The 21,535-nt window shown below is 63.0% G+C and carries 18 protein-coding genes; 5 read left to right on the forward strand and 13 right to left on the reverse strand.

What is annotated here, in order from left to right; genetic code table 11:
• The 6 genes from G3O01_RS37625 to G3O01_RS37650 form a co-directional block, all read right to left on the reverse strand.
• Positions 1 to 212: hypothetical protein (locus G3O01_RS37625; protein ID WP_205812141.1), on the reverse strand; the 212-nt coding region annotated here is incomplete at its 3' end.
• Between the two features lie 35 nt (positions 213 to 247).
• Positions 248 to 1,534 carry an MFS transporter gene (locus G3O01_RS37630; protein ID WP_205812143.1) on the reverse strand — a complete coding sequence of 429 codons (1,287 nt, stop codon included), beginning with the start codon at positions 1,532 to 1,534 and terminating at the stop codon, positions 248 to 250.
• A gap of 123 nt (positions 1,535 to 1,657) precedes the next feature.
• Entirely contained in the window at positions 1,658 to 2,518 is an 861-nt protein-coding gene (locus G3O01_RS37635) for a fumarylacetoacetate hydrolase family protein (RefSeq protein ID WP_205812145.1), read from the reverse strand.
• Positions 2,515 to 3,198: a hypothetical protein gene (locus G3O01_RS37640; protein ID WP_241024621.1), complete on the reverse strand. Its 684-nt coding sequence runs from the start codon at positions 3,196 to 3,198 to the stop codon at positions 2,515 to 2,517. Before G3O01_RS37640 ends, G3O01_RS37635 begins: the two co-directional genes overlap by 4 nt.
• Positions 3,195 to 3,998, reverse strand: a complete 804-nt coding sequence (locus G3O01_RS37645) for a shikimate dehydrogenase (RefSeq protein WP_205812147.1) — start codon at positions 3,996 to 3,998, stop codon at positions 3,195 to 3,197. The genes G3O01_RS37640 and G3O01_RS37645 overlap by 4 nt, the downstream gene beginning before the upstream one ends.
• Entirely contained in the window at positions 3,995 to 5,605 is a 1,611-nt protein-coding gene (locus tag G3O01_RS37650; protein ID WP_205812149.1) for a CoA-transferase, read from the reverse strand. Before G3O01_RS37650 ends, G3O01_RS37645 begins: the two co-directional genes overlap by 4 nt.
• Positions 5,606 to 5,867: 262 nt before the next feature.
• Between G3O01_RS37650 and G3O01_RS37655 the strand changes: the two genes are divergently transcribed.
• Both G3O01_RS37655 and G3O01_RS37660 read left to right on the forward strand, forming a co-directional pair.
• A complete protein-coding gene (locus G3O01_RS37655; protein WP_205812151.1) occupies positions 5,868 to 6,320 on the forward strand; it encodes a MaoC/PaaZ C-terminal domain-containing protein in 453 nt (150 codons plus the stop codon).
• A 90-nt stretch (positions 6,321 to 6,410) separates the two neighbouring features.
• Positions 6,411 to 7,490 carry a LacI family DNA-binding transcriptional regulator gene (locus tag G3O01_RS37660; RefSeq protein WP_205812152.1) on the forward strand — a complete coding sequence of 360 codons (1,080 nt, stop codon included), beginning with the start codon at positions 6,411 to 6,413 and terminating at the stop codon, positions 7,488 to 7,490.
• A 186-nt stretch (positions 7,491 to 7,676) separates the two neighbouring features.
• Here the strand turns inward: G3O01_RS37660 and G3O01_RS37665 are convergent, their stop codons facing one another.
• Positions 7,677 to 8,468 carry a PhzF family phenazine biosynthesis protein gene (locus G3O01_RS37665; protein ID WP_205812154.1) on the reverse strand — a complete coding sequence of 264 codons (792 nt, stop codon included), beginning with the start codon at positions 8,466 to 8,468 and terminating at the stop codon, positions 7,677 to 7,679.
• Between the two features lie 229 nt (positions 8,469 to 8,697).
• Here G3O01_RS37665 and G3O01_RS37670 point away from each other — a divergent pair, with 229 nt between their 5' ends.
• Together G3O01_RS37670 and G3O01_RS37675 are read left to right on the forward strand one after the other, a co-directional pair.
• Positions 8,698 to 9,372: a glutathione S-transferase N-terminal domain-containing protein gene (locus G3O01_RS37670; RefSeq protein ID WP_205812156.1), complete on the forward strand. Its 675-nt coding sequence runs from the start codon at positions 8,698 to 8,700 to the stop codon at positions 9,370 to 9,372.
• Positions 9,373 to 9,568: 196 nt separating this feature from the next.
• The gene (locus G3O01_RS37675) at positions 9,569 to 10,510 is read left to right on the forward strand and encodes a LysR family transcriptional regulator (RefSeq protein ID WP_205812158.1); all 942 of its coding nucleotides are present in this window, start codon (positions 9,569 to 9,571) and stop codon (positions 10,508 to 10,510) included.
• 27 nt (positions 10,511 to 10,537) lie between these two features.
• Here the strand turns inward: G3O01_RS37675 and G3O01_RS37680 are convergent, their stop codons facing one another.
• The 6 genes from G3O01_RS37680 to G3O01_RS37705 all read right to left on the reverse strand — a co-directional run bounded on the left by G3O01_RS37680 (position 10,538) and on the right by G3O01_RS37705 (position 19,960).
• Entirely contained in the window at positions 10,538 to 12,124 is a 1,587-nt protein-coding gene (locus G3O01_RS37680; protein WP_205812160.1) for an aldehyde dehydrogenase (NADP(+)), read from the reverse strand.
• An 8-nt stretch (positions 12,125 to 12,132) separates the two neighbouring features.
• Positions 12,133 to 13,797, reverse strand: a complete 1,665-nt coding sequence (locus G3O01_RS37685; protein ID WP_205812162.1) for a thiamine pyrophosphate-binding protein — start codon at positions 13,795 to 13,797, stop codon at positions 12,133 to 12,135.
• Positions 13,790 to 15,031 (reverse strand): MFS transporter, encoded by a 1,242-nt coding sequence (locus G3O01_RS37690; RefSeq protein ID WP_205812164.1) that lies wholly within the window; start codon positions 15,029 to 15,031, stop codon positions 13,790 to 13,792. Before G3O01_RS37690 ends, G3O01_RS37685 begins: the two co-directional genes overlap by 8 nt.
• A 315-nt stretch (positions 15,032 to 15,346) precedes the next feature.
• Positions 15,347 to 16,909, reverse strand: a complete 1,563-nt coding sequence (locus tag G3O01_RS45655; RefSeq protein WP_205812166.1) for a methyl-accepting chemotaxis protein — start codon at positions 16,907 to 16,909, stop codon at positions 15,347 to 15,349.
• Positions 16,910 to 17,033: 124 nt separating this feature from the next.
• Positions 17,034 to 19,163: an acetate--CoA ligase family protein gene (locus G3O01_RS37700; protein ID WP_205812173.1), complete on the reverse strand. Its 2,130-nt coding sequence runs from the start codon at positions 19,161 to 19,163 to the stop codon at positions 17,034 to 17,036.
• A 14-nt stretch (positions 19,164 to 19,177) separates the two neighbouring features.
• Positions 19,178 to 19,960 carry an enoyl-CoA hydratase/isomerase family protein gene (locus G3O01_RS37705; protein WP_205812175.1) on the reverse strand — a complete coding sequence of 261 codons (783 nt, stop codon included), beginning with the start codon at positions 19,958 to 19,960 and terminating at the stop codon, positions 19,178 to 19,180.
• Between the two features lie 238 nt (positions 19,961 to 20,198).
• On the opposite strand from G3O01_RS37705, the gene G3O01_RS37710 reads away from it, so the two are divergent.
• Entirely contained in the window at positions 20,199 to 21,527 is a 1,329-nt protein-coding gene (locus G3O01_RS37710; protein WP_205812177.1) for an MFS transporter, read from the forward strand.
• Positions 21,528 to 21,535: the final 8 nt, after the last annotated feature.

The following is a 21,535-nucleotide window of genomic DNA, read 5'->3' on the forward strand; positions in this document are numbered from 1 at the left end:
GACCCGTTGGGGGCCCTCAGGCGGAGGTCAAGAACGGGCGGTGTTAGCCCGCTTTCTTTGCTTACTTTCTTTGCGGCGGCAAAGAAAGTAAGTGCCGCCCCGCACAGGGGCAACGCCTGAAGCACCAGTAACAAAACGCGGATGCCAGCGCAAAGCTCAAAAAAACCAAGAATGAATCGACGTCGAGAAGCGAGCGCGGCGCGCGGACTCAACAAGCCTTCGTTACCGCGCTCGCGGTGACATAGTGCTAGTGCCCGCCCGCGTCGATCTCGCTCAGATGCATGCCTTTCGTTTCCCGCACCGAACGCAGAATCACAATAGCCGCCAGCGCTGCACCGATCGTGAACACGGCAATGCCAAGCGCGATGGTCATATCAGATGCCTTGACGGTCGACAGCACAATGTACGGTGCAATGCCGCCGCCAACCACACCGATGTTGTAGAGAAAGCCCACACCTGAGGCCCGCACATCGCGCGGCAGGTTCTCCGTCAAAATCGTTCCCCAGATTCCCGACGATCCGACCAGGAAGAAACCGCTCAGAAACGCAAAGCATTCGGCCAGCATGAACTGATTGACGCTGTACACGAGCGCCACGACGCACACCGCGCCCGCACCCAGCATCGCGCTGATTCCCGCGCGCCGCCCGATCCGCTCCGCGATAAAGCCCGATGCGAAGAAGCCGAACACCTGCCCGACTGCCGACGTCATCGTGAGCCACGTGACCGTCAACGGATCGAACGACAACGACTTCAGATACGTGGGAAACAGCCCCTGGAACGGCCACGACCCGAAGCACAGCACGAGCATCAGCAACGCAAGATAGCCGACACGGCGCGGATAAAGCCTGAACAGCACGATAGCCGGATTGTCGCGCAGCGGCGTGCGCAACTTTTTGGCGCTTTGCCTGAATGCCTGCGACTCCGGCACGCACATCAGGATAAACACCGCGAGCAGAATCGCCGGAATCACGCCGACGAAGAACATGCCGCGCCAGCCGAAATGCGGATAGACGAGATCATAGGCAATCGCTGCACCGATTGCGCCGAGTCCCCAACCCGTATCGAGAATGCCGATGCCAATCGCGCGATGACGCTCCGGCCACGATTCGGCAACCATCGTCGCGCCGAGCGAAAAGCCCGGCGCCATGCCAAAGCCCAGCAGCAGACGAAACACCGCTAGCGACAGGAAACTCCAGGACAGCCCGGTCAGCACCGCGCCCGCCGTGAACCAGGCCAGCGTGATCACCAGCGGAATCTTGCGCCCGATACGATCGCTCAGACTGCCGAACATCAGCCCGCCGATCCAGCGCACGCCATATGTCGCGAACAGCAGCAGCGAGGCCGTGCTGAGCGGCACGTTGAACTGCTTTGCAATGTCGTTCAGCACGAAGGTGATCGCGAGAAAGTCGACCGCGTCCATCACCCACACGCCCCATGCGGCGATCAGCACGCGCCATTGCGGCCACGAGATTTCCCTGTACCAGGGCAGCGCGTTCGTGGTCGAAACACGTGCGGCTGCATCGGTGGCTTTCATCACACCTCCTCCTGACCGGTTGTCCATACCGGGTCTCCTGTCTCTTGAATTGGATTGCGAGCCGGGCGCTTACATGAAGCGATACCCGGCACATTTAGGCGCGTATAGGAACGTCGTGGCCCATCAGGCCAGCGTCGAATCGCCGAATGCGATCACAGTCTGCTTTTGCGTGCCGAGTCCTTCGACACCGAGTTCCATCACGTCGCCCGGTTTCAGGAAGCGCTCGGGCTTCATGCCGAGGCCGACGCCGGGCGGCGTGCCTGTCGTGATCACGTCGCCGGGTTGCAAAAGCACATGCTGGCTGACGTACGACACGATCGTCGCGAGCTTGAAGATCATGTCCGACGTCGATGAATTCTGGATGCGCTTGCCATTGAGGTCGAGCCACAAGCCGAGATTCTGCACGTCGTCGATTTCATCGGGGGTCACGAGCCAGGGCCCGAGCGGGCCGAAGGTCGGGAACATCTTGCCCTTCACCCATTGGCCGCCGTGTTCCAGTTGCATCTCGCGTTCGGACACGTCGTTGCAGACGCAATAGCCCGCCACGTAGTCGAGCGCGTTCTCTTCCGGCACGTAGAGCGCGCGCTTGCCGATCACCAGCGCGATCTCCACTTCCCAGTCGCATTTCGTCGATCCGCGCGGCAGCACGACGGGATCGTGAGGCCCCGAAATACACGAAGGCGCCTTGTTGAAGATGATCGGTTCGTCGGGAATCGGCGCGTTGGTTTCGATTGCGTGTTGCACGTAGTTGAGACCGATCGCGATGAAATTGCCCGGCTGCGCAATGCACGAACCGACGCGCGGTTGGCCTTCGACCACAGGCAGCTTCGTCAGATCGGCTGCGCGCAGTTTCTCGATCCCGCCTTCCGCAAAGAAGGCAGGCGTGTAGTCGCCGCAAAGCGACGACGCATCGCGAATGTTGCCTTGCGCGTCGAGCAGGCCGGGTTTCTCGTTACCTTCGGGACCGAATCTGAGTAGCTTCATCGTGTTTCCTGATTTTGAAAATTGGGTGTAGCGAGGCGGCTGATTTCGAGCGTGAAGACGCCCGCACCTTCCGCTGCTTCATCGCGTGTCGCCGGGTCTAGACGGTTCAACAGGCGCTCGAGTTGTTGGCGCGCCGCGTCGAGTGTCGAGGTTTCGACCAGCAGCACGCGCGGCGGCACGACATACGCGCGGCCGCGCGCTTCGCGTGTGTCGAGATGGCTGGCGGCATCGTCGGCGACGAACAGATGTGCTGCCAGCACGCCTGTATCCGACGTGATGGCAGGCGCGTCGCCGTCGAATAGCGCACTGGCGTCGAAGTCCGCAGGCAGCGGCAATGTCAGCGCGTGGCCCCCTGTGCTCGCGCCCGCCGTCTTCTCGATGACGCAGATCGAACGCGCTGTGTTGCGAAATGCCCGCACCGTGCTCTGCGTGAGCGGCGTGGGATTGTTCAGGCGATCGAGATAAGCGGGACTGGTCAGCACATCGACGTCTTCAGCTTCGTAGATCGTCAGCCATTCCGTCACGCCGCTGCCGCGATAGCGACGGCCGCGCAGAAAGCCCGGCACTGCCAGTCGCTCGGGTATGTGCTCCTTGTCGTGCCAGCCATAGAATTCATCGCGCCCGGTCTCGATCACGTCGTTCCAGATCAGCACGGCTGCGTTGCCCAGCAGCGACATCATCGGGCTCCCTGGTGCGCGCCGAAAAATTCGGCGATAGCGTCGATCTGGCCGCTGTGCATTTCCTGCCCGGTGACGACATGCGCGCCACGTTCGCGCGCAAGCGCGACGAGCGTGGTCGGGCTTGCTGACGGTCGCAGCACGACGTCACCGACCAGGCTTTCCGTGCCGATCGCACCAGGATCGCCGGGCAAGCCATCCGCATCCTTCATGCCGACGATCGACGCGTTGACGACGATCTCATGCGCTCCGCCATCATTGCCGATGCTCACGTCACACGCACCGAAATGCGCGGCCAACGCATCGCGCAAAGCACGCGCCCGCTGCGCATCGGGATCGACGAGCGAAATCGACCGCGCGCCATGCGCCGCCATTTCCGCGGCAATCGCAGCGCCCGCGCCGCCGCAGCCGAACAGCAGGACGCGCTTCGATTCGATCGACGTGACTTTCCGCGCGGCGCTTACGAAGCCGACGCCGTCGAACATATCGCCCGTCCAGCTTCCGTCTGCCTCGCGGCGCAACGCATTGATCGCGCCGACAATCTGCGCACGCGTCGACAGCCGGTCCGCAAACGCGAGCGCTGCAGTCTTGTGCGGCGACGTGACCAGCAGGCCGTCCAGGTTGCCGAGCGACATCAGGCCGCGCATTGCGGTATCGAACGCATCGCTGCTTGCCTGCGCGGCGAACAGCACGGCGTTGATGTCGTTGCGCGCGAAATGTTCCGTGTAGACCGACGGCGAACGCACCTGCACGACAGGGTCGCCGATAATCGCGTAGAGCCGCGTGGCGCCATCGATATTCATTGCTGTTTCTCCGCGAGCCATTGCGCGATGCGTGCCGAACGGAAGCGGCGTTCGCGCGCGACCACTTCATCGTGAATGCCGAGCCGCTCCGGTTGGAACAGACGCGCATCCATCGTCTTGAGATCCGGCGACACCTGCGGGCGAAACTCCATCTGCGAGAAGATATCGCGTTCGAGATCGACGCCCGGCGCCACTTCGATCAGTTCGAGCCCTTGCGCACCGATGCGGAACACAGCGCGTTCGGTCACATACAGCGCGGTCTGTCCGCGCTCACGCGCAAACGTCGCGTTGTAGCAGACCTGTTCGAGCTTGCGCACGAACTTCTTGTGACGGCCTTCTTCGCGTATCACCGTCTGCCCCGCTTCCCAGCCGATATCGAGACCGCCCGCAGTCAGCGTGCCGCTGAAAATCACGCACTTCGCGTTCTGGCTGATGTTGATGAAGCCACCGACACCGATGATCTTGTCGCCGAAACGGCTGATGTTCACATTGCCCTGCGCATCCACTTCCGCGAACGACAGGAACGCGAGATCGAGCCCGCCGCCATCGTAGAAGTCGAACTGCGACGGCTGCTCGATCATCGCGGCAAAGTTCTGCGCGCCGCCCGAATCGCGGCCCGTAATCGGCGCGCCGCCGATCAAGCCCTGTTCGTTGGTCAGGACGACCTTGTCGAGCAGGCCCTCTTCCGCGGCAACCGTCGACAGCCCCGTCGATACGCCCGCGCCGAGATTGCACACGGCGCCGGGATACAGTTCGAGCGCTGCACGTCGCACGATCACCTTGCGTGGCCCGAATGGCAGCGGCTTGATTTCGGACAGCGGCACGCGCAGTTCGCCCGCGTAGCTCGGGTCGTAATCCGTCGCGTAGGTCTGGCGCTGATCGGGCACGACGACCACGAAATCGACGAGGATGCCAGGAATCTTCACCTGCTTGGGCGGCAGCGTATTGCGCGTCGCCATCCGCTTGACCTGAACCACGACGATGCCGCCTGCACGGCGCGTAGCCTGCGCCATCGCGAGCATTTCGCCGAGCACGGCTTCCTGCTCCATCGTGATGTTGCCGTCTTCATCGGCCGTGGTGCCGCGCAGGAACGCGACGTTGATCGGTATCGGCTTGAAGCGCAGCCATTCTTCGCCATCGAGTTCGAGCAGATCGACAAACGCGGCCGGTGTACGCGGACTTTGCCGTGCACCTTGCTGACGCGGATCGACAAAAGTGTGCAGACCCGTTTTCGTGATCAGACCGGGCCGGCCGCCCGCCATTTCGCGCATGAGTTGCGACAGCACGCCTTGTGGAAACGTGTACGCCTCGATCTTGTCTTCGGCCGCGAGCGTGACGAGGCCCGGTGAGTCGACCAGTGCGCTCGTGATCGCGCGACGCAGCAGTCCTTCATGCGCGAGATGGCTCGCGCCCAGCGCCGCGCGGTCGCCTACGCCGACCACGCTGATCGAAGTCAGATTGCGCGGCTCGCCCGCGCTCATGAAGCGCGCCCCGAGCGCGGCCAGCAGGGCTTCCGGCACGGAATGGCCGCCACCCGAGCCGCTGATCAGAACGGCGTCCTCGTCGCGCACCAGCGATGCCGCCTCAGTCGTAGAAATGATGTGCATGTTGCGTGTCTCGCTTGGTTGGAATTGAAGCCGCCGTCGCAGCCTGAAAGCGCGCCGCCGGTGGAATCAATGTAACCGGTTACACGCATGATGAAAAGCGGTTTCTCAATCCTCCAGGGAAAACCACTAAAGCACGCCTTTTACATCCATATTTACAGTACATTGGCGGATATAGACACATTTGCAACCGGTTTCACATTCAACCGAAAACGTTAGCGGAAACGCTGCAAACGGCGAGACCGTCTTTTCAGGAGCTTTGAGCATGGCCATCAAGGGCGTGGAGATCGGACAGGAATTCAGGTTCGCCAAGACAGTCGGCGAAACCGACGTAACGCTATTCGCGGGACTGACGGGCGACTTCAGCGACACCCATATCAACGAGCAGTACATGCAGGAAAAGTCGTCGATCGGCACGCGCATCGCACACGGCGCGCTGCTGGTCGGCTACATGTCGACGGCATCGACGATCAGCATTGCGCATGTGATCCATCGCACCGATCTCGACGAGTTCCCGGTATCGGCGGGCTATGACCGCATCCGCTTCATTCGCCCCGTGCTGCTGGGCGATACCGTCACGGTGATCTACCGGGTGGCGGAGATCGACGAAGAGAAGCGCCGCAGCACGGCGGACATGGAAGTGGTGAACCAGCGCGGCGAAGTCGTCGCGGCGGGCCGTCACATCATGAAGTGGGCGAAAAAGCTTTCATCGAAGTAAGCGGTGCGCGCGTTGTGCGCGGCCATTCTGAGGCGTTTGTCCGATGACGCCGCCGTTATAATTGCAGCGGAAAACTCTACGGCAATCGACATGGCAAAGGCTGCGCGCCCCACTCCACCTGAACAGCCGGCCACGCCATCCACCTCGGTCCGGGTGGGCACGGCAACGCTGCGCGACGTCGCGGAACTCGCGTGCGTATCGAAGGCGACGGTGTCGCGCTTCGTCAATTCGCCGGAGATCGTGTCGCCGAGCGTGCGCGAGCGCATCCAGGTGGCCATCGATCATCTCGGCTGGGTGCCGCACGCCGCCGCGCGCGCGCTCGCGACGCATCGCACGGGCACCATCGGCGCAGTCGTGCCGACGCTCGCCAACGAGCATTTCGCCACAGCCATTCAAGTGCTGCAGGACGAACTCGAAGAAAAGGGCTATACGCTGCTGCTCGGCTGCTCGGAATACGACTTGCAGCGTGAGTACCGGCAGGTTCGCAAGATGCTCGAACGCGGCGTCGATGCGATTGCCGTGGTGGGCGAAGGCCATCATCCCGATCTGTATCCGCTGCTCGATCAGCGCAACGTGCCGTGCGTCAGCACCTTCACGTTTGCCCCGGACCATCGCTCCGTCTGCGTCGGCGTGGACAACTACCGTGCGTTTTACGATGCGACCCAATATCTGGTCGGGCTCGGCCATCGGCGGATCGCGATGATCGCGCAGAATGCCGATACCAATGACCGAGCCGCCGCGCGCCGCGAAGGCGTGCGCGTCGCGCTGGCCGAGCATGGCATTGCGATACATCCCGCGCATATGGCGGAAGGCTATTGGGGCGTTCAGGAAGGACGGCGCCTGTTCAGCCAGATCATGGCTGCACCGATCGAACCGCCGACCGCCTTCATCTGCGGTAACGGCTCGTTCGCGACGGGCGCCATGCTCGAAGCGATGGCGAAGGGCTACGACGTGCCGGGTCAGTTAAGTCTGATCGGTTTCGACGATTTCGAAATCATGGCGGAATTGCCGATTCCGATCACCACGGTGCGCGTGCCCAGCGCGGAAATCGGCAGGCGCACGGCGGATCTGCTGATCGCGCAACTGAACGGCGACAGGGAAACGCAGAGTATCGAATGCGAGGCGACGCTGATCGTGCGCGAGTCCTGTGCTGCGCCGCGCACTGCGTAGTTGCGCATCGCAAATCGACTAGACCGGGAAGCGAGCGAGGTACTGTCAGGCCAGATGTTTACAGGGCAATGTGCCCTTGCGAGCAGATACCGGAAGCTTTAAGCAGCGCAACTTGCCTTAGCCTGGCGCTCGCGCCGAGAGAGACTTACGTGAAAGTTAACGGCGCAGCGTCGGCATCCGGTCAAATCAGATTGCGCGTCTGACCGCTCGTCCGCCAATCTGCACGACGCCGTCCGCATATCGCGCGATGAGCGTGCATGGCTGGCCGAGCGCGTCGCCCTGCAGCAGCGTCAGGCTGCGTTCAAGCGACAACGCGAGCGCGCCCGCCGCGACGCCCGTCGCTGCGTCTTCGAAACGCGGCTCCAGATGATTGAAATTGCGCCCCGCGTAGACACCTTCATCGACGCGGCAATATGCGTACATGCCCGAAATGCCGTGTTTGCGGCTCCAGTTGGCAATGCCCGTCAAATCCGGGCGCAGCGCCGCCAATACCGATTGATCCGCCACCTCGACCAGCAGCTTTGCGCTGCCAACCGATGCAACTTGCGGTGGGCGCATCAGATCAGCCGAGTCTACCCCAAGCAATTCAGCCGTTTCCGCGACATCGCTCGTCAATGAAGGGCAAGGCTGTGCGCTCATGCCAACGAAAATCTGCTGACCAATCCGCTCGATCTCGAGCGGCTGCCGACGCATGCTCGTCACGTACCTGACCGCGTCCCTCTCCGGATGACGCTCGAAAAACACCGCGCTCGCGGCGAGCGTCGCATGCAGGCAAAGCGGGCTACGGCTATGCGGATAGTAGTAGTCAAGCTCCATCTCGCCAGCAGCGTTCGCTTCAACGAACACCGACGCGCTCGCGTCCTGCTGCTGTGCAAAGTTCAACCGTTCCGGTTCGTTCAGAGCCGAATCCTCGACGACGAGCGCCGCATTGCCGCTCTCGTCATTGCGGCCAAAACACAGCATGCGATGAATTTTCATGGTCGGTCGTGTTGACGTTTGTTTTCGCGGAGACGGGAAATATCCCACACTTCGCCGCGATAAACACGCCCCACCACGCCCAAACACATCCAATTCCATCGAACGAGTTCGTCGGCAAACGCGTACGTCAAACAGTCACCCGCGCTCTACGATCACTTTCATTCGCTACGCAGTATCGCGAACGACACACCACGCGAAACACGACTTTCTCCCATTCCAGAGGACACACATGAAGTTCTATTTCCATCCGTCGCCGAACCCGCTCAAGGTCGCCCTGCTGATCGAAGAACTGGGCCTGCCGTATGAACTGATCGCCGTCGATACCTTCAAGGGCGAGCAGCACACGCCCGAGTTTCGCGCGATCAACCCGAACGCCAAGGTTCCCGCCATCGTCGACGGCAATGTGACCGTATTCGACTCGCAAGCCATCCTGCTGCATCTCGCGGCCAGGCACGAGCGCTTCGTGGCCCGCAACGCCGCCGATCACGGCGCGATGCTGTCATGGCTGATGTTTATCGGCACGGGCCTGTCGCCGTTCTCAGGTCAGGCCGTGCACTTCCTGCACCACGCACCCGAAGCGATCGCGTATGCGCGCAACCGCTATCTGAAGGAAGTGGAGCGCCACTATCGCGTGCTCGATGAGCGTCTTGCCGTGTCGAAGTACCTCGCTGGCGACGAATACACCATCGCCGATATCGCGCTGTGGGGCTGGGCCAATTTTGCGGGCTATATCCTCGGCGAAAAGGGATTGAGCGACTATCCGCACGTCAAGCGTGTCGTCGATGAAATTTCGGCGCGTCCCGCAGCGGTCCGCGCGCAGGCACTGAAGGAAAAGCTGACGCTGAAGGCCGATTTCGACGAAGAAACGCGCCGCGCGCTGTTCCCGCAAAACGCTGCGCTGTGAAGCGTTGATGCTGTAATGCTGTGAAAGGGCGCAACGCATTCCGGATGCGTTGCGCCTGCTCGTGTTCCGCCAGTCCAGGCGGCAGTCGCGCGAGCCAGCGGTCACGCACCGCCGCGACTGATTACAATCGAACGCTGCGCACCTTTCAACCGTTCATCGCGGAAAGGTTTGCCGCCGATTCACTTGACACGAAGCCATGAACTCAGACGATCTCGAACTGTTCGCGCGCGTCGCGAAAACGGGCAGCATCTCACGCACCGCCATGGACCTCGGCGCCAATCAGTCGACCGTCAGCCGGCGCATCGGCATGCTGGAGGCTGAGCTGGGCGTGCGTCTGTTTCGCCGCAGCGGGCGCGGCGTGTGGCTGACCGAGCGCGGCGAGCAGCTGCTCGGCTATGCGCTCGCGATGGAAAAAACCCTCGACGAAGCCCGCATCGCGATGCAGGACAGCGGCAAGCGCGGTCCCGCGACGCTGTCGATCGCCGCGCAGCCGACGATTGCGCGCATCATGTTCGGCCGTCTCGGGCATCGGCTGAAAGCGCGCTATCCGGACACGCGGGTTCGCTTCGTCGAAGGACTGGCGACGCATATCCTCGGCTGGCTCAACGACGGCGAGGTCGATCTCGCGCTCATGTACGTGCCCGAGCATCCTGGCGCGAGCCAGTTCGACACCTTGCTGTCCGAACAGGTGTGCCTCGTGACGCCCGCGGCATCGAACGTGCCGGACGGGCCGTTCGCCGTGAGCGGCCTGGGCAGCATTCCGTTGATCCTGCCGAGTACGCATCACGGCCTGCGCGTGCTGGTGGAATCGCTGGCGGCGCGGCATGGGTTCACGCCGAATATCGCGCTCGAATGCGATGGCTCGATTTCGATCACGAAGCGGCTTGTGATCGAGCGGTGCGGCGCGACTGTGTTGCCGGCGGCCGCCGTGGTCGAAGAGGTCGCGTCGGGGCGTGTGAAGTGCTTTCCGCTGACCGACCCCGTCGTGCAGCGCGAAGTCGCGATTGCGTGGCCGCAGAATCGCGTGATGCCGGAAGGCGTCTGGAACGTCGCGCAGATGGTTCGCGAACTCGCCGCCGATCTGGTCGGCGACGGCAGCTGGCCGGGCACGACATTGCACGCGCCGGCCAATACCTGAACCAAAGGCGCGCAGGCGCCCTTCCTGTTACGCCTGGTCGCGCACCAGCTGACCGTCGACGAGTCTCCAGATCCCGCGCGGATTGTCCGACTGCAGCGATTCGGGCAGCAGCGTATCCGGCACGGCCTGGTAGCAGACGGGCCGCAGGAAACGATCGATTGCCGATGCGCCAACTGATGTCGTGCGGCTATCCGATGTCGACGGGAATGGCCCGCCATGCACCATCGCGTAGCTGACCTCGACACCCGTCGGGAAGCCGTTGAACAACACGCGGCCCGCCTTGCGTTCTAGCGTCGGCAGCAGCTTGCGCGCGAGCGCGTGATCGTCGTCATCGAGTTGAACGGTCGCCGTCAACTGGCCCGACACGCGTCGCAGCACGCGATGCAACTCGTCGATATCGCGGCACGCAATGACGAGCGAACTCGGCCCGAACACTTCGTCTTCCAGCGATTCATCCGCGAGGAAGCTTTCCGCGTCCGTGCGCAGCAGCGCGGCAACGGCCTCGTATGCGCCGCTCGCTGCCTTGCCCGACGCGAGCTTCGTCACGGCGCCTTGCTTCGATAGACGCTCGACACCACGGCAATACGCACCATGAATGCCCGGCGACAGCATCGTCGTTGCAGGCTTCGCACTGAGCGCGTCCACAGCCGCTGCGCAGAACGCATCGAGCGCGGGGCCTTCGATGGCAAGCACGAGACCCGGGTTCGTGCAGAACTGTCCCGCGCCGAGTGTGAGTGAATCGACGAAATCACGCGCAATCGTCGCGCCGCGCGAAGCGAGCGCAGCAGGCAGAAGCACGACGGGATTGATGCTGCTCATTTCCGCGTAGACGGGAATCGGCTCGCGCCGATTCTGCGCGATCCGTTGCAGCGCGAGACCGCCTTGTCGCGAGCCCGTGAAGCCGACTGCCTGAATCGCAGGATGACGCACCAGCGCTTCGCCGATCGCGATGCCATCGCCCAGCACCATCGAGAACACGCCTTCGGGCATACCTGTGTCGCGAGTGGCCTTCGCAATGGCACGCGCAACCAGTTCCGATGTGCCGAGATGCGACGGATGCGCCTTCACCACAACGGGACAGCCGGCCGCCAGCGCCGAAGCCGTATCGCCGCCCGCCACTGAAAACGCCAGCGGAAAATTACTCGCGCCGAACACCGCAACAGGACCCAGCCCGATGCGCCGCAGTCGCAGATCGGGACGCGGCAGCGGCGTGCGTTGCGGTTGAGCCGTATCGATCACCGCGCCGTGCCAGCGGCCATCACGCACGAGACTCGCGAACAGCTTCAGTTGACCGACGGTGCGCATGCGCTCGCCTTCCAGACGCGGCATCGGCAGGCCTGTTTCCAGGTGTGCGCGCTCCGTCAGCGCGGCGCCGAGATCGACGATCGCTTGCGCGATGGCATCGAGAAATTGCGCGCGCTGTTCGTCGGGCAATTGCCGATACGCATCGAATGCTTCTTCCGCCAGCGTGCAGGCGCGCTCGACGTCATCACCCGTTGCCGCGCCGAACGCTGGCTCGAGGCGCTCGCCGGAAGCCGCCGCAATCGCATACACATCGCCGCCACGCGCCTTGAAAGCCTGCTGGCCGATGATCAGTTCACCACGAATGTCCATCGTCGGCCTCACGCTGCGTTCAAACGGTTGGTCGGCGTGATCTGGCGCGGATCGGTGACGAGTTCGATCAGTGCCGCAACGCCCGCCTTCTGCGCGCGCTCGAATGCAGCGGCGAAATCTTCCGTGCGTTCGACGCGTTCCGCGTGCGCGCCGAACGACTTCGCGAACGCGATGAAATCGGGATTCGCAAGGCGTGTTGCCGACACGCGGCCCGGATACTCGCGCTCCTGATGCATGCGGATCGTGCCAAGCATGCCGTTGTTCACGACGATCACGATGAGCGGCGCATTGAACTGCAAGGCCGTCGCCAGTTCCTGCGGATACATCATGAAGCAGCCGTCGCCCGCAAAGCAGACCACACTGCGCTTCGGATCCCGCAGCGACGCGGCGATCGCGGCGGGAAAGCCGTAACCCATTGCACCGTTGGTCGGCGCGAGTTCGGTAGCAGGCTTGCGGTAGCGATAGAAACGATGCACCCAGACCGTGTAGTTGCCCGCGCCGTTCGTGATGACAGCATCTTCGGGCAGCACTTCGCTCAGGTGACCGACGACCTGCGCGAGATCCACGCCCTCGATTTCCGCCGACGGTGCGGGCGGCGTCGAATGCGCGACGTAGTCGGCGCGTGCGTCCGCGGTCCACTGTTGCCACGCTTGCGAGGCAACCGGCTCGATACCGTCGAGCGCCAGCGCGAATTCGCGCAGACCGGCGTTGATCGGCAGACGCGCCTGATACACGCGGCCGAGTTCCTGCGGATCGGGATGCACGTGGACCATCGTCTGCTTCGGCGTCGGGCTTTCGAACACCGTATAGCCCGACGATGTCGTCTCCGCGAGCCGCGAGCCGACGACGATCACCAGATCGGCAGTACGGGCACGTTCAGCAAGCTTCGGCGACACGCCGAGCCCCAGTTGACCGACGTAATGCGGATCGCGGTTATCGAACAGATCCTGACGGCGGAACGAGGCCGCCACCGGCAGGTTGTTCGCAACGACGAAGCGCTTGAACGCGTCTGTCGCTTCAGCGTCCCAACCCGTGCCGCCGATCACAACCAGCGGACGCGATGCCTGCTCCAGCAGCCCGCGCAATTCGCCGAGCGCAGCCGCCGTCGGCGCTGCCTGCACGACACGCGCCGCAGGCGCATCGGCGACGGTTGCCGAACCGAACAGCACATCTTCAGGCAGCGCGATCACGACAGGACCCGGACGGCCCGACATCGCGATGCTGAACGCCTTCGCGATGATCTCGGGAATGCGCTCGATGCTGTCGATCTCCGTTACCCACTTCGCGATGCCGCCGAACATCTGCTGATAATCGACTTCCTGAAACGCGCCGCGTCCGATGAAATTCTGTTCGACCTGGCCGATGAAGAGAATCATCGGCGTCGAGTCTTCGCTTGCGGTGTGCACGCCGTTGGCCGCATGCGTGGCGCCCGGTCCGCGCGTCACGAAGCAGATGCCGGGACGGCCCGTCAGCTTGCCGTACGCATCGGCCATGTTCGATGCCGCGCCTTCGTGACGCGTCGTGATGGTGCGGATGCCGTGTGCGTCGTGCAGCGCGTCGAGAACGGCGAGATAGCTTTCGCCCGGCACGCAGTAGACGGTATCGACGTGATTGCTGGCCAGTGCATCGACGAGGATGCGGCCGCCGTGGCGCGGCTGTGCAAGATCAGACATGAGATTCAAGCTCCATATTGCGGGTTTCCGGAAGGAACACGGCGACGATCAGAACGAGTACGTACGACAACGCAGCCCACACGCCGATCGATTTCGCGAGGCCCAGCGAAGCGCTCGTGATGCCGACGGCTGCCGGCACGAGCGAGCCGATGCCGCGCCCGAAGTTGTACGAGAACCCGCCCGCCGACGCGCGGATCTCCGCGGGGAAAAGTTCGGTGAAACAGGCGCCCATGCCCGAGACGATGCCCGACTGGAACAGACCGAGCGGAAAGCCGAGGATCAGCAGCGTCGACATCGGCAGTTGCAGCCGCGTGTAGGCGAGCACCGTAAGCGCCGCGCCGAGTGCGGACAGCGCGAAGGTCCAGCGCCGTCCGATCGCGTCGCTCAGATACGCCATGCCGATGTAGCCGCAGAACGAACCGAAGATGTTGACGCCGAGATAGAGCGTGGTGAGATTGACCGTCAGGCTCTGCGTTTCGCGCAGATACGTGACGAGCCACGTGAGAATCGTGTAGTTGCCGCCGAGCGCGCCCGCCGCCATCAGCGACGCGAGCAGCGTGCGCGACAGCACGTTAGGCGCGAAAATGCGCGCGAACGTGCCGAACGAATTGCTGTTCTTGCGATACGTTGCAGCCGACTGGAACGCTTCCGATTCATCGATGTTCCGGCGCATCCACAGCACGAGCAGCCCCGGCAGCAGACCGATCAGGAACAGCACGCGCCACGCCATATGCTCGGGCAGCACGCCAAACAGGCCCCAGTACGCCAGCGCCGCGAGCGCATAGCCTACGGGCCAGCCGCTTTGCACCGTGCCCACAGCGCGGCCGCGAATGCGCTTGTCGACGACTTCGCCGATCAGGATCGCGCCCGCCGCCCATTCGCCGCCAAAGCCGAGCCCTTGCAGGCTGCGCGTGATGAGCAGTTCATGGAAGCTGTTGGTGAACGCGGAAAGACCCGTGAACAGCGAGAACCAGAGAATAGCGAGCTTGAGCACCGCAACGCGACCGATCCGGTCAGCCAGCACGCCCGCGATCACCCCGCCAATCGCCGATGAAACCAATGCCGATGTGCCGATCACGCCCGCTTGCGCCTTCGTCATGCTCCAAGTGGTCAACAACGTGGGAATGACGAACGCGAAGAACTGCACGTCCATTGCATCGAGAACCCAGCCGAGAAAACACGCCCAGAAGGTGCGGCGCTGGGCGGGCGCCATGGTGCTGTACCACGGTTGCATGCGGTCTATCTCCATCAGGCAGAGGGCCTGTCGTTGTTGTCGCTTTGGTTCTTGTCGGTGTGCCGTCGCGGCCGCAGCCACGCCGGGCACGCGAACTGACGTCAACGGATTATGCGGTTGGCGTCGTGCCTGCTCATTGCAGGCAGTGCATACCAGCTATGCTTCTCGTGGCGGGAAACGCGCTGAGCGCGCGTGCGGCGGGGGGTTAAGCGTGGGAATCGGCGGGAAACTGCGTCCCCGCCGATGAAGCGCGATGAAGGACGGCAGCAGATACCGTCCGGCGCTGTGTGGGCAGCGTTCGCAGCCGCCCGAGAATCAGGCGTGAGCCGCCGGCTTGACCCGGAAAATCGACACCACGTCGCTGAGTCCGCGTGCCTGATGCGCCATCGATTGCGCGGCCGCCGAAGCCTGTTCGACGAGCGCCGCATTCTGCTGCGTGACCTGATCCATCTGGTTCACGGCCGTGTTGACCTGGCCGATACCCGTGCTTTGCTCGTCCGACGCCGACGAGATTTCCTGCAGGATGTCGTTCACGCGTGCGACGTCGCGAATGATCGTGTCGATGGTGCCGCCCGCGTCGCGCACGAGCGTCGCGCCCGTGTCGATGCGCGAGGTCGCTTCGCCGATCAGCCCGCGAATCTCGCCCGCGGCCGTCGCAACCCGCTGCGCGAGCGTGCGGACTTCCGAGGCGACCACCGCGAACCCGCGCCCCTGATCGCCTGCGCGCGCCGCTTCGACCGCTGCATTGAGCGCGAGAATATTGGTCTGGAACGCGATGCTTTCGATCGTGCCGATGATCTCGTTCATGCGCGACGAACTCGTCGATATCTCCTGCATCGTCTCGACCACGCGGCCTACCACTTCGCCGCCGCGCTGCGCCGTGTCCGATGCCGTGCCTGCAAGCTCAGTAGCGCGCTTCGCGTTGTCGGCGTTCTGTCGCACGGTGGCCGTCAGCTGCTCCATGCTGGACGCCGTCTCTTCGAGCGATGCGGCCTGCTCTTCCGTGCGTTGCGACAGATCCGTATTGCCCGCCGCGATTTCCTGCGCGGCCGTATCGATGGCGCTTGCGCTCTCCCTGACCGTGCCGATCATGTCGACGAGTTTCAGCTGCATCGATTGAAGGCCGTTCATCAACTGGCCCATTTCGTCGTGCGAGCGGACTTCGACGCGCGCGGTCAGATCACCGCTTGCGATGGCCCTGAAGTGCGTGAGCGCTTCCTGCAAGGGTCCGCCGATAGCGCGTTGCAGCGAACGCCACGCGAGCGCGGCGGCAACAAGCGCAAGGCCGACGCCCGCAACGGCAATCGTGACGAACCACTGGAAACGGGTTTGCGCGCGCTCGTAGGTCTCGACGGCGGCGGAAGCCTGCTTTTTCTGCAGGGCATCGATGCCGCCCGTCACGTCCTGATACAGCGCCGACGACGTGTTCTGCACGGCGCTCTTGATGGCCGCCGCATCGTGCGTCGAGATTGCCTGGAAGATCGGCTCGTAGCCCGTCGTGACGAGGCTCTGGAGCTTGCCGTTCAGCTCGTTTGCCTCGCTGGCTTCCGATGCATCGGCGTAAGCCAGCTGGCGATACGCTTCCCACGCCTTGTGCGATTTCTCCAGCTGGTCGCGTGCGTTTTGCGTGAACTTCGGCAGGTCGGGGTTATCGGGGTCCAACGCGATGCGGAACAGCCAGAGCCGCGATCTTGCCAGCGCGACGCTCGCTTCACTGAGTCGTGTGGATGAAGCAAGCTGATCGGTGTACAGGCTCTTGAGATCGCCGTTCGTCATGTTGACGCCGACGATACCCATTGCGCCTCCCGCTATCAGGAGAACGCCGAGAAAGCTCATCGCCAGCGCAAGGCGGGCGCGGATTGTGATTTTTTCGAACATGGTGCCAGACAGTCACGTAAGCGTGCAGAAAGGAATCGGCCAGGGCTCCCGCCTGGATGCAGAAGCCCTCACGGACATTACGGCTGACTGTTCTGGAACTTGAATCGATATTTATGACGAGGGCTTACAAAGACTCTCCTGGTTTGACATCGATCAAACTGCTCGCCATCACCGCGACGCCATCGGCCGCACGAACACCTTGGCCTGCCGGCAGCACGAACAGAGGATTGATTTCCGCTTCGACCAGTCGCGCGCCGAGCCGCACCGCCATCTGCGCAAACGCGACGATCGCCGCTGCAAGTGCGTCGATGTCCGCGCGCGGTCTGCCTCTGAAACCGTCGAGCAGCGCATGGGTCTTGAGTTCACGAATCATGTCTAGCGCATCGTCGAGCGAGAGACCCGTCTGCGGATCCAGCATCCGCATCGACGTGTCATTGATCAGTTCCGCTGTCACGCCGCCCATGCCGAGCAGAATCGCTGTGCCCAGCGGATCGCGATGCAGACCGAGAATGAGTTCCGTGCCGCCCGTCACCATTTCCTGCACGAGAAAGCGCTTCACCTGCGTTCCCGTCGCGGTTTCGACGTCGTCGCGCATTTTATTCATGCGGGCGCCGATCGCGTCGGCCGTTACGCCAATCGCCACGCCGCCCACGTCGCTCTTGTGCGTGATCGTGTTCGACAGGAACTTCAACACGACGCGTTCGCCCAGGGTCCGCGCTGCCGTTTGAGCATCGATTGCATTGTCGACCTGCACTTCGCGAACCGATGGAATGCCGAAGCCGGCAAACAGCGCCTTCGCCTGCGCTTCGTCGAGCGAGCCTTCGGGCAGGTTAGCGGGCGCTTGCATGAGAGATGCGGTTCGGCGCTCGCCGCGCGCGTGACAGCGTGCATGTTCGCCATGCCGCCACATCGCCTGCAACGCACTGGTTGCGCTCTCCGGACTCGTGAATGCTGGCACGCCTTCCTTATTCAACAGGCTGGTGATGCCCGGCGCATGCGGACTCACGTAGGCGATCACAGGCTTGTCCGTGCCCGGCAGTGAATCGCGAATCGCGCCCGCCATCAGGTCCGGCATCGCGAGCCCCGACGACCCGACGATCACCGCGACAGCGTCATAAGCAGCACTGTCCAGCAGCGTGCGGATCGCGCCGCGCAACAGGTCGGGCTGCAAACCCGCCAGGGTGACGTCGATGGGATTGCGGTCGAGCACGGCATGGTCGCCCGTTTGCAACGCGCGCAGATTGGCCGCTGTCGTTGCATCCGGTGCGGGCGTCTCGAAGCCGCTTACGCCGAGGCTGTCCGCCACGAGCGTGCCCGCGCCGCCGGTCGACGTGAGAATGGCAACCCGCTTGCCTGTCAGCTTGCGACGGCTCGACAGCGCATTCGACATATCCAGCAGGTCCGCGAATGTCGTCGCGCGGATCACGCCCGTCTGCTGGAACAGCGCGTCGTACATCCTGTCGGACCCTGCCATGGCGCCCGTGTGCGAAATGGCCGAGCGCGCGCCCGACTCCGACCTGCCAATCTTGAACACCACGACAGGCTTGCCCGCCTCAGCGGCCCGCAGCGCAGCGGCACGGAACCGGTCGGGGCGGCGCAGTCCTTCCATATACAGCGAGATGACCGACGTGGCGGCATCGTCGACGAGATGATCGACGAAGTCGGCCATGTCGAGATCGGCTTCGTTACTGGTCGAGACGAGCTTTGACAGCCCGATCCCCGCAGCCGCGGCGCGCGAGAGCAACGCGCCCAGAATGCCGCCGCTCTGCGACACCACGCCAATGCCACCGACAGTGAATGCATCGGATTCGAGCGCGCCGCTTGCCGACAGCGTGATGCCGTCCGTCAGATTCACGAGGCCAATCGTGTTCGGTCCGAGCAGGCGCATCGATCCTGCGGCCTCGAGCAATTGCGCCTGACGTCGTGCGCCTTCTTCCCCTGTCTCCGTATAGCCGCTCGCGAGCACGATCGCCGCGCTCGCGCCGCGCTCCGCGAGTTCCTTCACGGCGAGATGCGCGCGTTCGGCGCCAAGCAGGACGATGCCGACATCGGGTGCTTCGGGCAACGCCGCCACGCCGGGATAGCACGTGAGACCGTCGATGGATTCATAACGGGGATTCACCGGATACACCGCGCCATCGAAACCATGCTTTCTGAGGTAGGCAACAGGACGGCCTGACGTCTTCGAAGCATCCGCCGATGCGCCAATCACAGCGACGCTTCGAGGCCGCATCAATCGGGAAATTGCGTTCATGCTGGTCTCCACGTTCATTGTTTCTTCGTCAGAAACGCATGCACGGCGTCGCGATGCTCGCGGCTCGTGTAGCACACTGCCTGCGCCTGACTGCCTTGCGCAAACACCTGATGCGCGGACAGTTCGTAGCTCTGGTTCAGGATGCTCTTGCCGAGCGCGAGGGCCGTCGCGGAACCCGCGCTGAGTTCGGCGGCCCATGCGCGAGCCTGATCGAGCAATGCATCGGGCGCGCAGAGACGATCCGCGATGCCGAGTTCAAGTGCCTCTTTAGCTTCCACCTTACGGCCCGTGAAGATGAGATCCTTGGCGCGCGCGAGGCCCACGCGTCGCGGCAGAAAGTACAGGCCGCCGCCATCGGGGATCAGGCCGCGGCGGATGTAGCTCCACGCAAAGCTCGCTTCGTCCGATGCGATGATGAAATCGCACGACAGCGCCATGTCCGCGCCGAGCCCGGCCGCCCCGCCGTTGACGGCGGCGATGGTCGGCTTGGGCATCGCGTGCAACAGGTTCACCGTGTGATGGACGCGCTGCTGGCGCGTCCATCCATTGAACGCAACCTCTCCAGCGGGCGCTTCCATGCGCTGCGCCATGCCGCTCACGTCGCCGCCTGCGCAAAATCCCTTGCCATTGCCTGTGAGAATGACAGCGCGAATGTGCGTGTCGCGTTGCACGCTTTCGAGCGCGTCGATCAGTTGGGTGCGCATGTCATCGGTGATGGCGTTGCGCTTGTCGGGGTGATTCAGCGTGATGACGGCAATGCCGGCTTCGACGGCGAACTGGATAGTCGATGTGTTCATGGTGTCTCGATTGCACGGTGTGAATGTTGTGCAATGGAGCTTAGTCGTGCGTTGTCGCGGCCGCATCCACCTCGTTCCGATGGATGGAACAGTGCGAATCACGTCAACATATTCATCACTGTTCCATCAGTTGAAACATAACTCTTGTCACATCCGGATCGCGACCGATAATGGGACCCAAGCACAGTACCCGAGGCGCGCCGGGTGCGAATGCAGCCCCTAAAAGACCGGAGACATCATGCACACCGCCCCTATGGCGCCCGTGAATTCCACCGCAACCGACCAGCCACACGCCGAGGCCGTCTACCGCAAGGTCACGCTCAGGCTTCTGCCCTTCCTGTTCGTCTGCTATGTGTTCGCCTATATGGACCGCGCGAATATCGGCTTTGCGCATCTGCAGTTTTCGCGCGACGTCGGACTGTCCGATGCGTCGTTCGGCCTGGGCGTCGGTCTGTTCTATCTGGGTTACATGGTGTTCGAGGTGCCGAGCAATCTGTGGCTCGAACGGGTCGGTGTCAGGAAGACACTGATGCGCATCATGGCGCTGTGGGGTCTTGTGTCGGCGGGAACGGCATTCGTGCAGACGCCCACGCAGTTCTACTTCGCGCGCGTGCTGCTTGGCGCGGCGGAAGCGGGCTTCTTTCCGGGCGTCATTCTTTACTTCACGTACTGGTTTCCGTCGGCGCGACGAGCGCGCGTGACGGCGATCTTCATGACGGCCATCTGCGTGTCGGGCATCATCAGCGGTCCTGTCTCGGGGCTGATTCTGAACACGCTGTCGGGCTTCATGAACGTCAAGGGCTGGCAGTGGCTGTTCATTCTCGAAGGCTTGCCGTCCATCATCGCAGGGCTTTTCGCTTACCTCTATCTCACGGATCGTCCGGAACAGGCAACGTGGCTGTCAGCGGATGAGAAAGACTTTCTGCTCGGCGAACTGCACCGCGATGCGCAAACGAAATCCGCACGCGCGCACGCGTCGATCTGGGTCGCGTTGAAGGAACCGAAGTTCTACTTCCTCACGTTCGCTTACTTCAGCGTGCCGTGGGCGAGCATCGTCGTGCATATCTGGGCGCCGGGCGTGATCCAGAAAAGCGGTGTGACGAACTACTGGCATATCGGACTGCTATCGGCAATTCCCTATATCGTCGGTGCGGTTGCGATGTATCTGCTGGGCCGCAATTCCGACCGGATGCTCGAACGCCGCTGGCACTTCATGGCGAGTTCGGTCATGGCGGCGCTCGGTGTCGTATTGCTGCCTGCTTTCGGCAGTCACCCGGGTGCATTGATCGTGCTGCTGTGTATCGCGACAGCGGGTTATCTCGGCATGCTGTCGCTGTTCTGGACCATTCCGCCCGCGTATCTGTCGAGCACGGTCGCGGCCAGTGGTATCGGTTTGATCAGCAGCCTCGGGCAGTTCGGTGGCATCTCCGCGCCCACTGTGATCGGCTTCGCTTCCACGCATTTCGGCAGCAGCGCGATTGGTTTATATGCGGTGGCGATCGTCTCGCTGCTCGGCGGTCTCGCGATCGTATGCGGTATTCCTGCACGCGCTATCAGCGAGCGCTAAAGGCTTCG

The organism is Burkholderia sp. Ac-20365 (assembly GCF_017104715.1).
Taxonomy (GTDB): Bacteria; Pseudomonadota; Gammaproteobacteria; order Burkholderiales; family Burkholderiaceae; genus Paraburkholderia.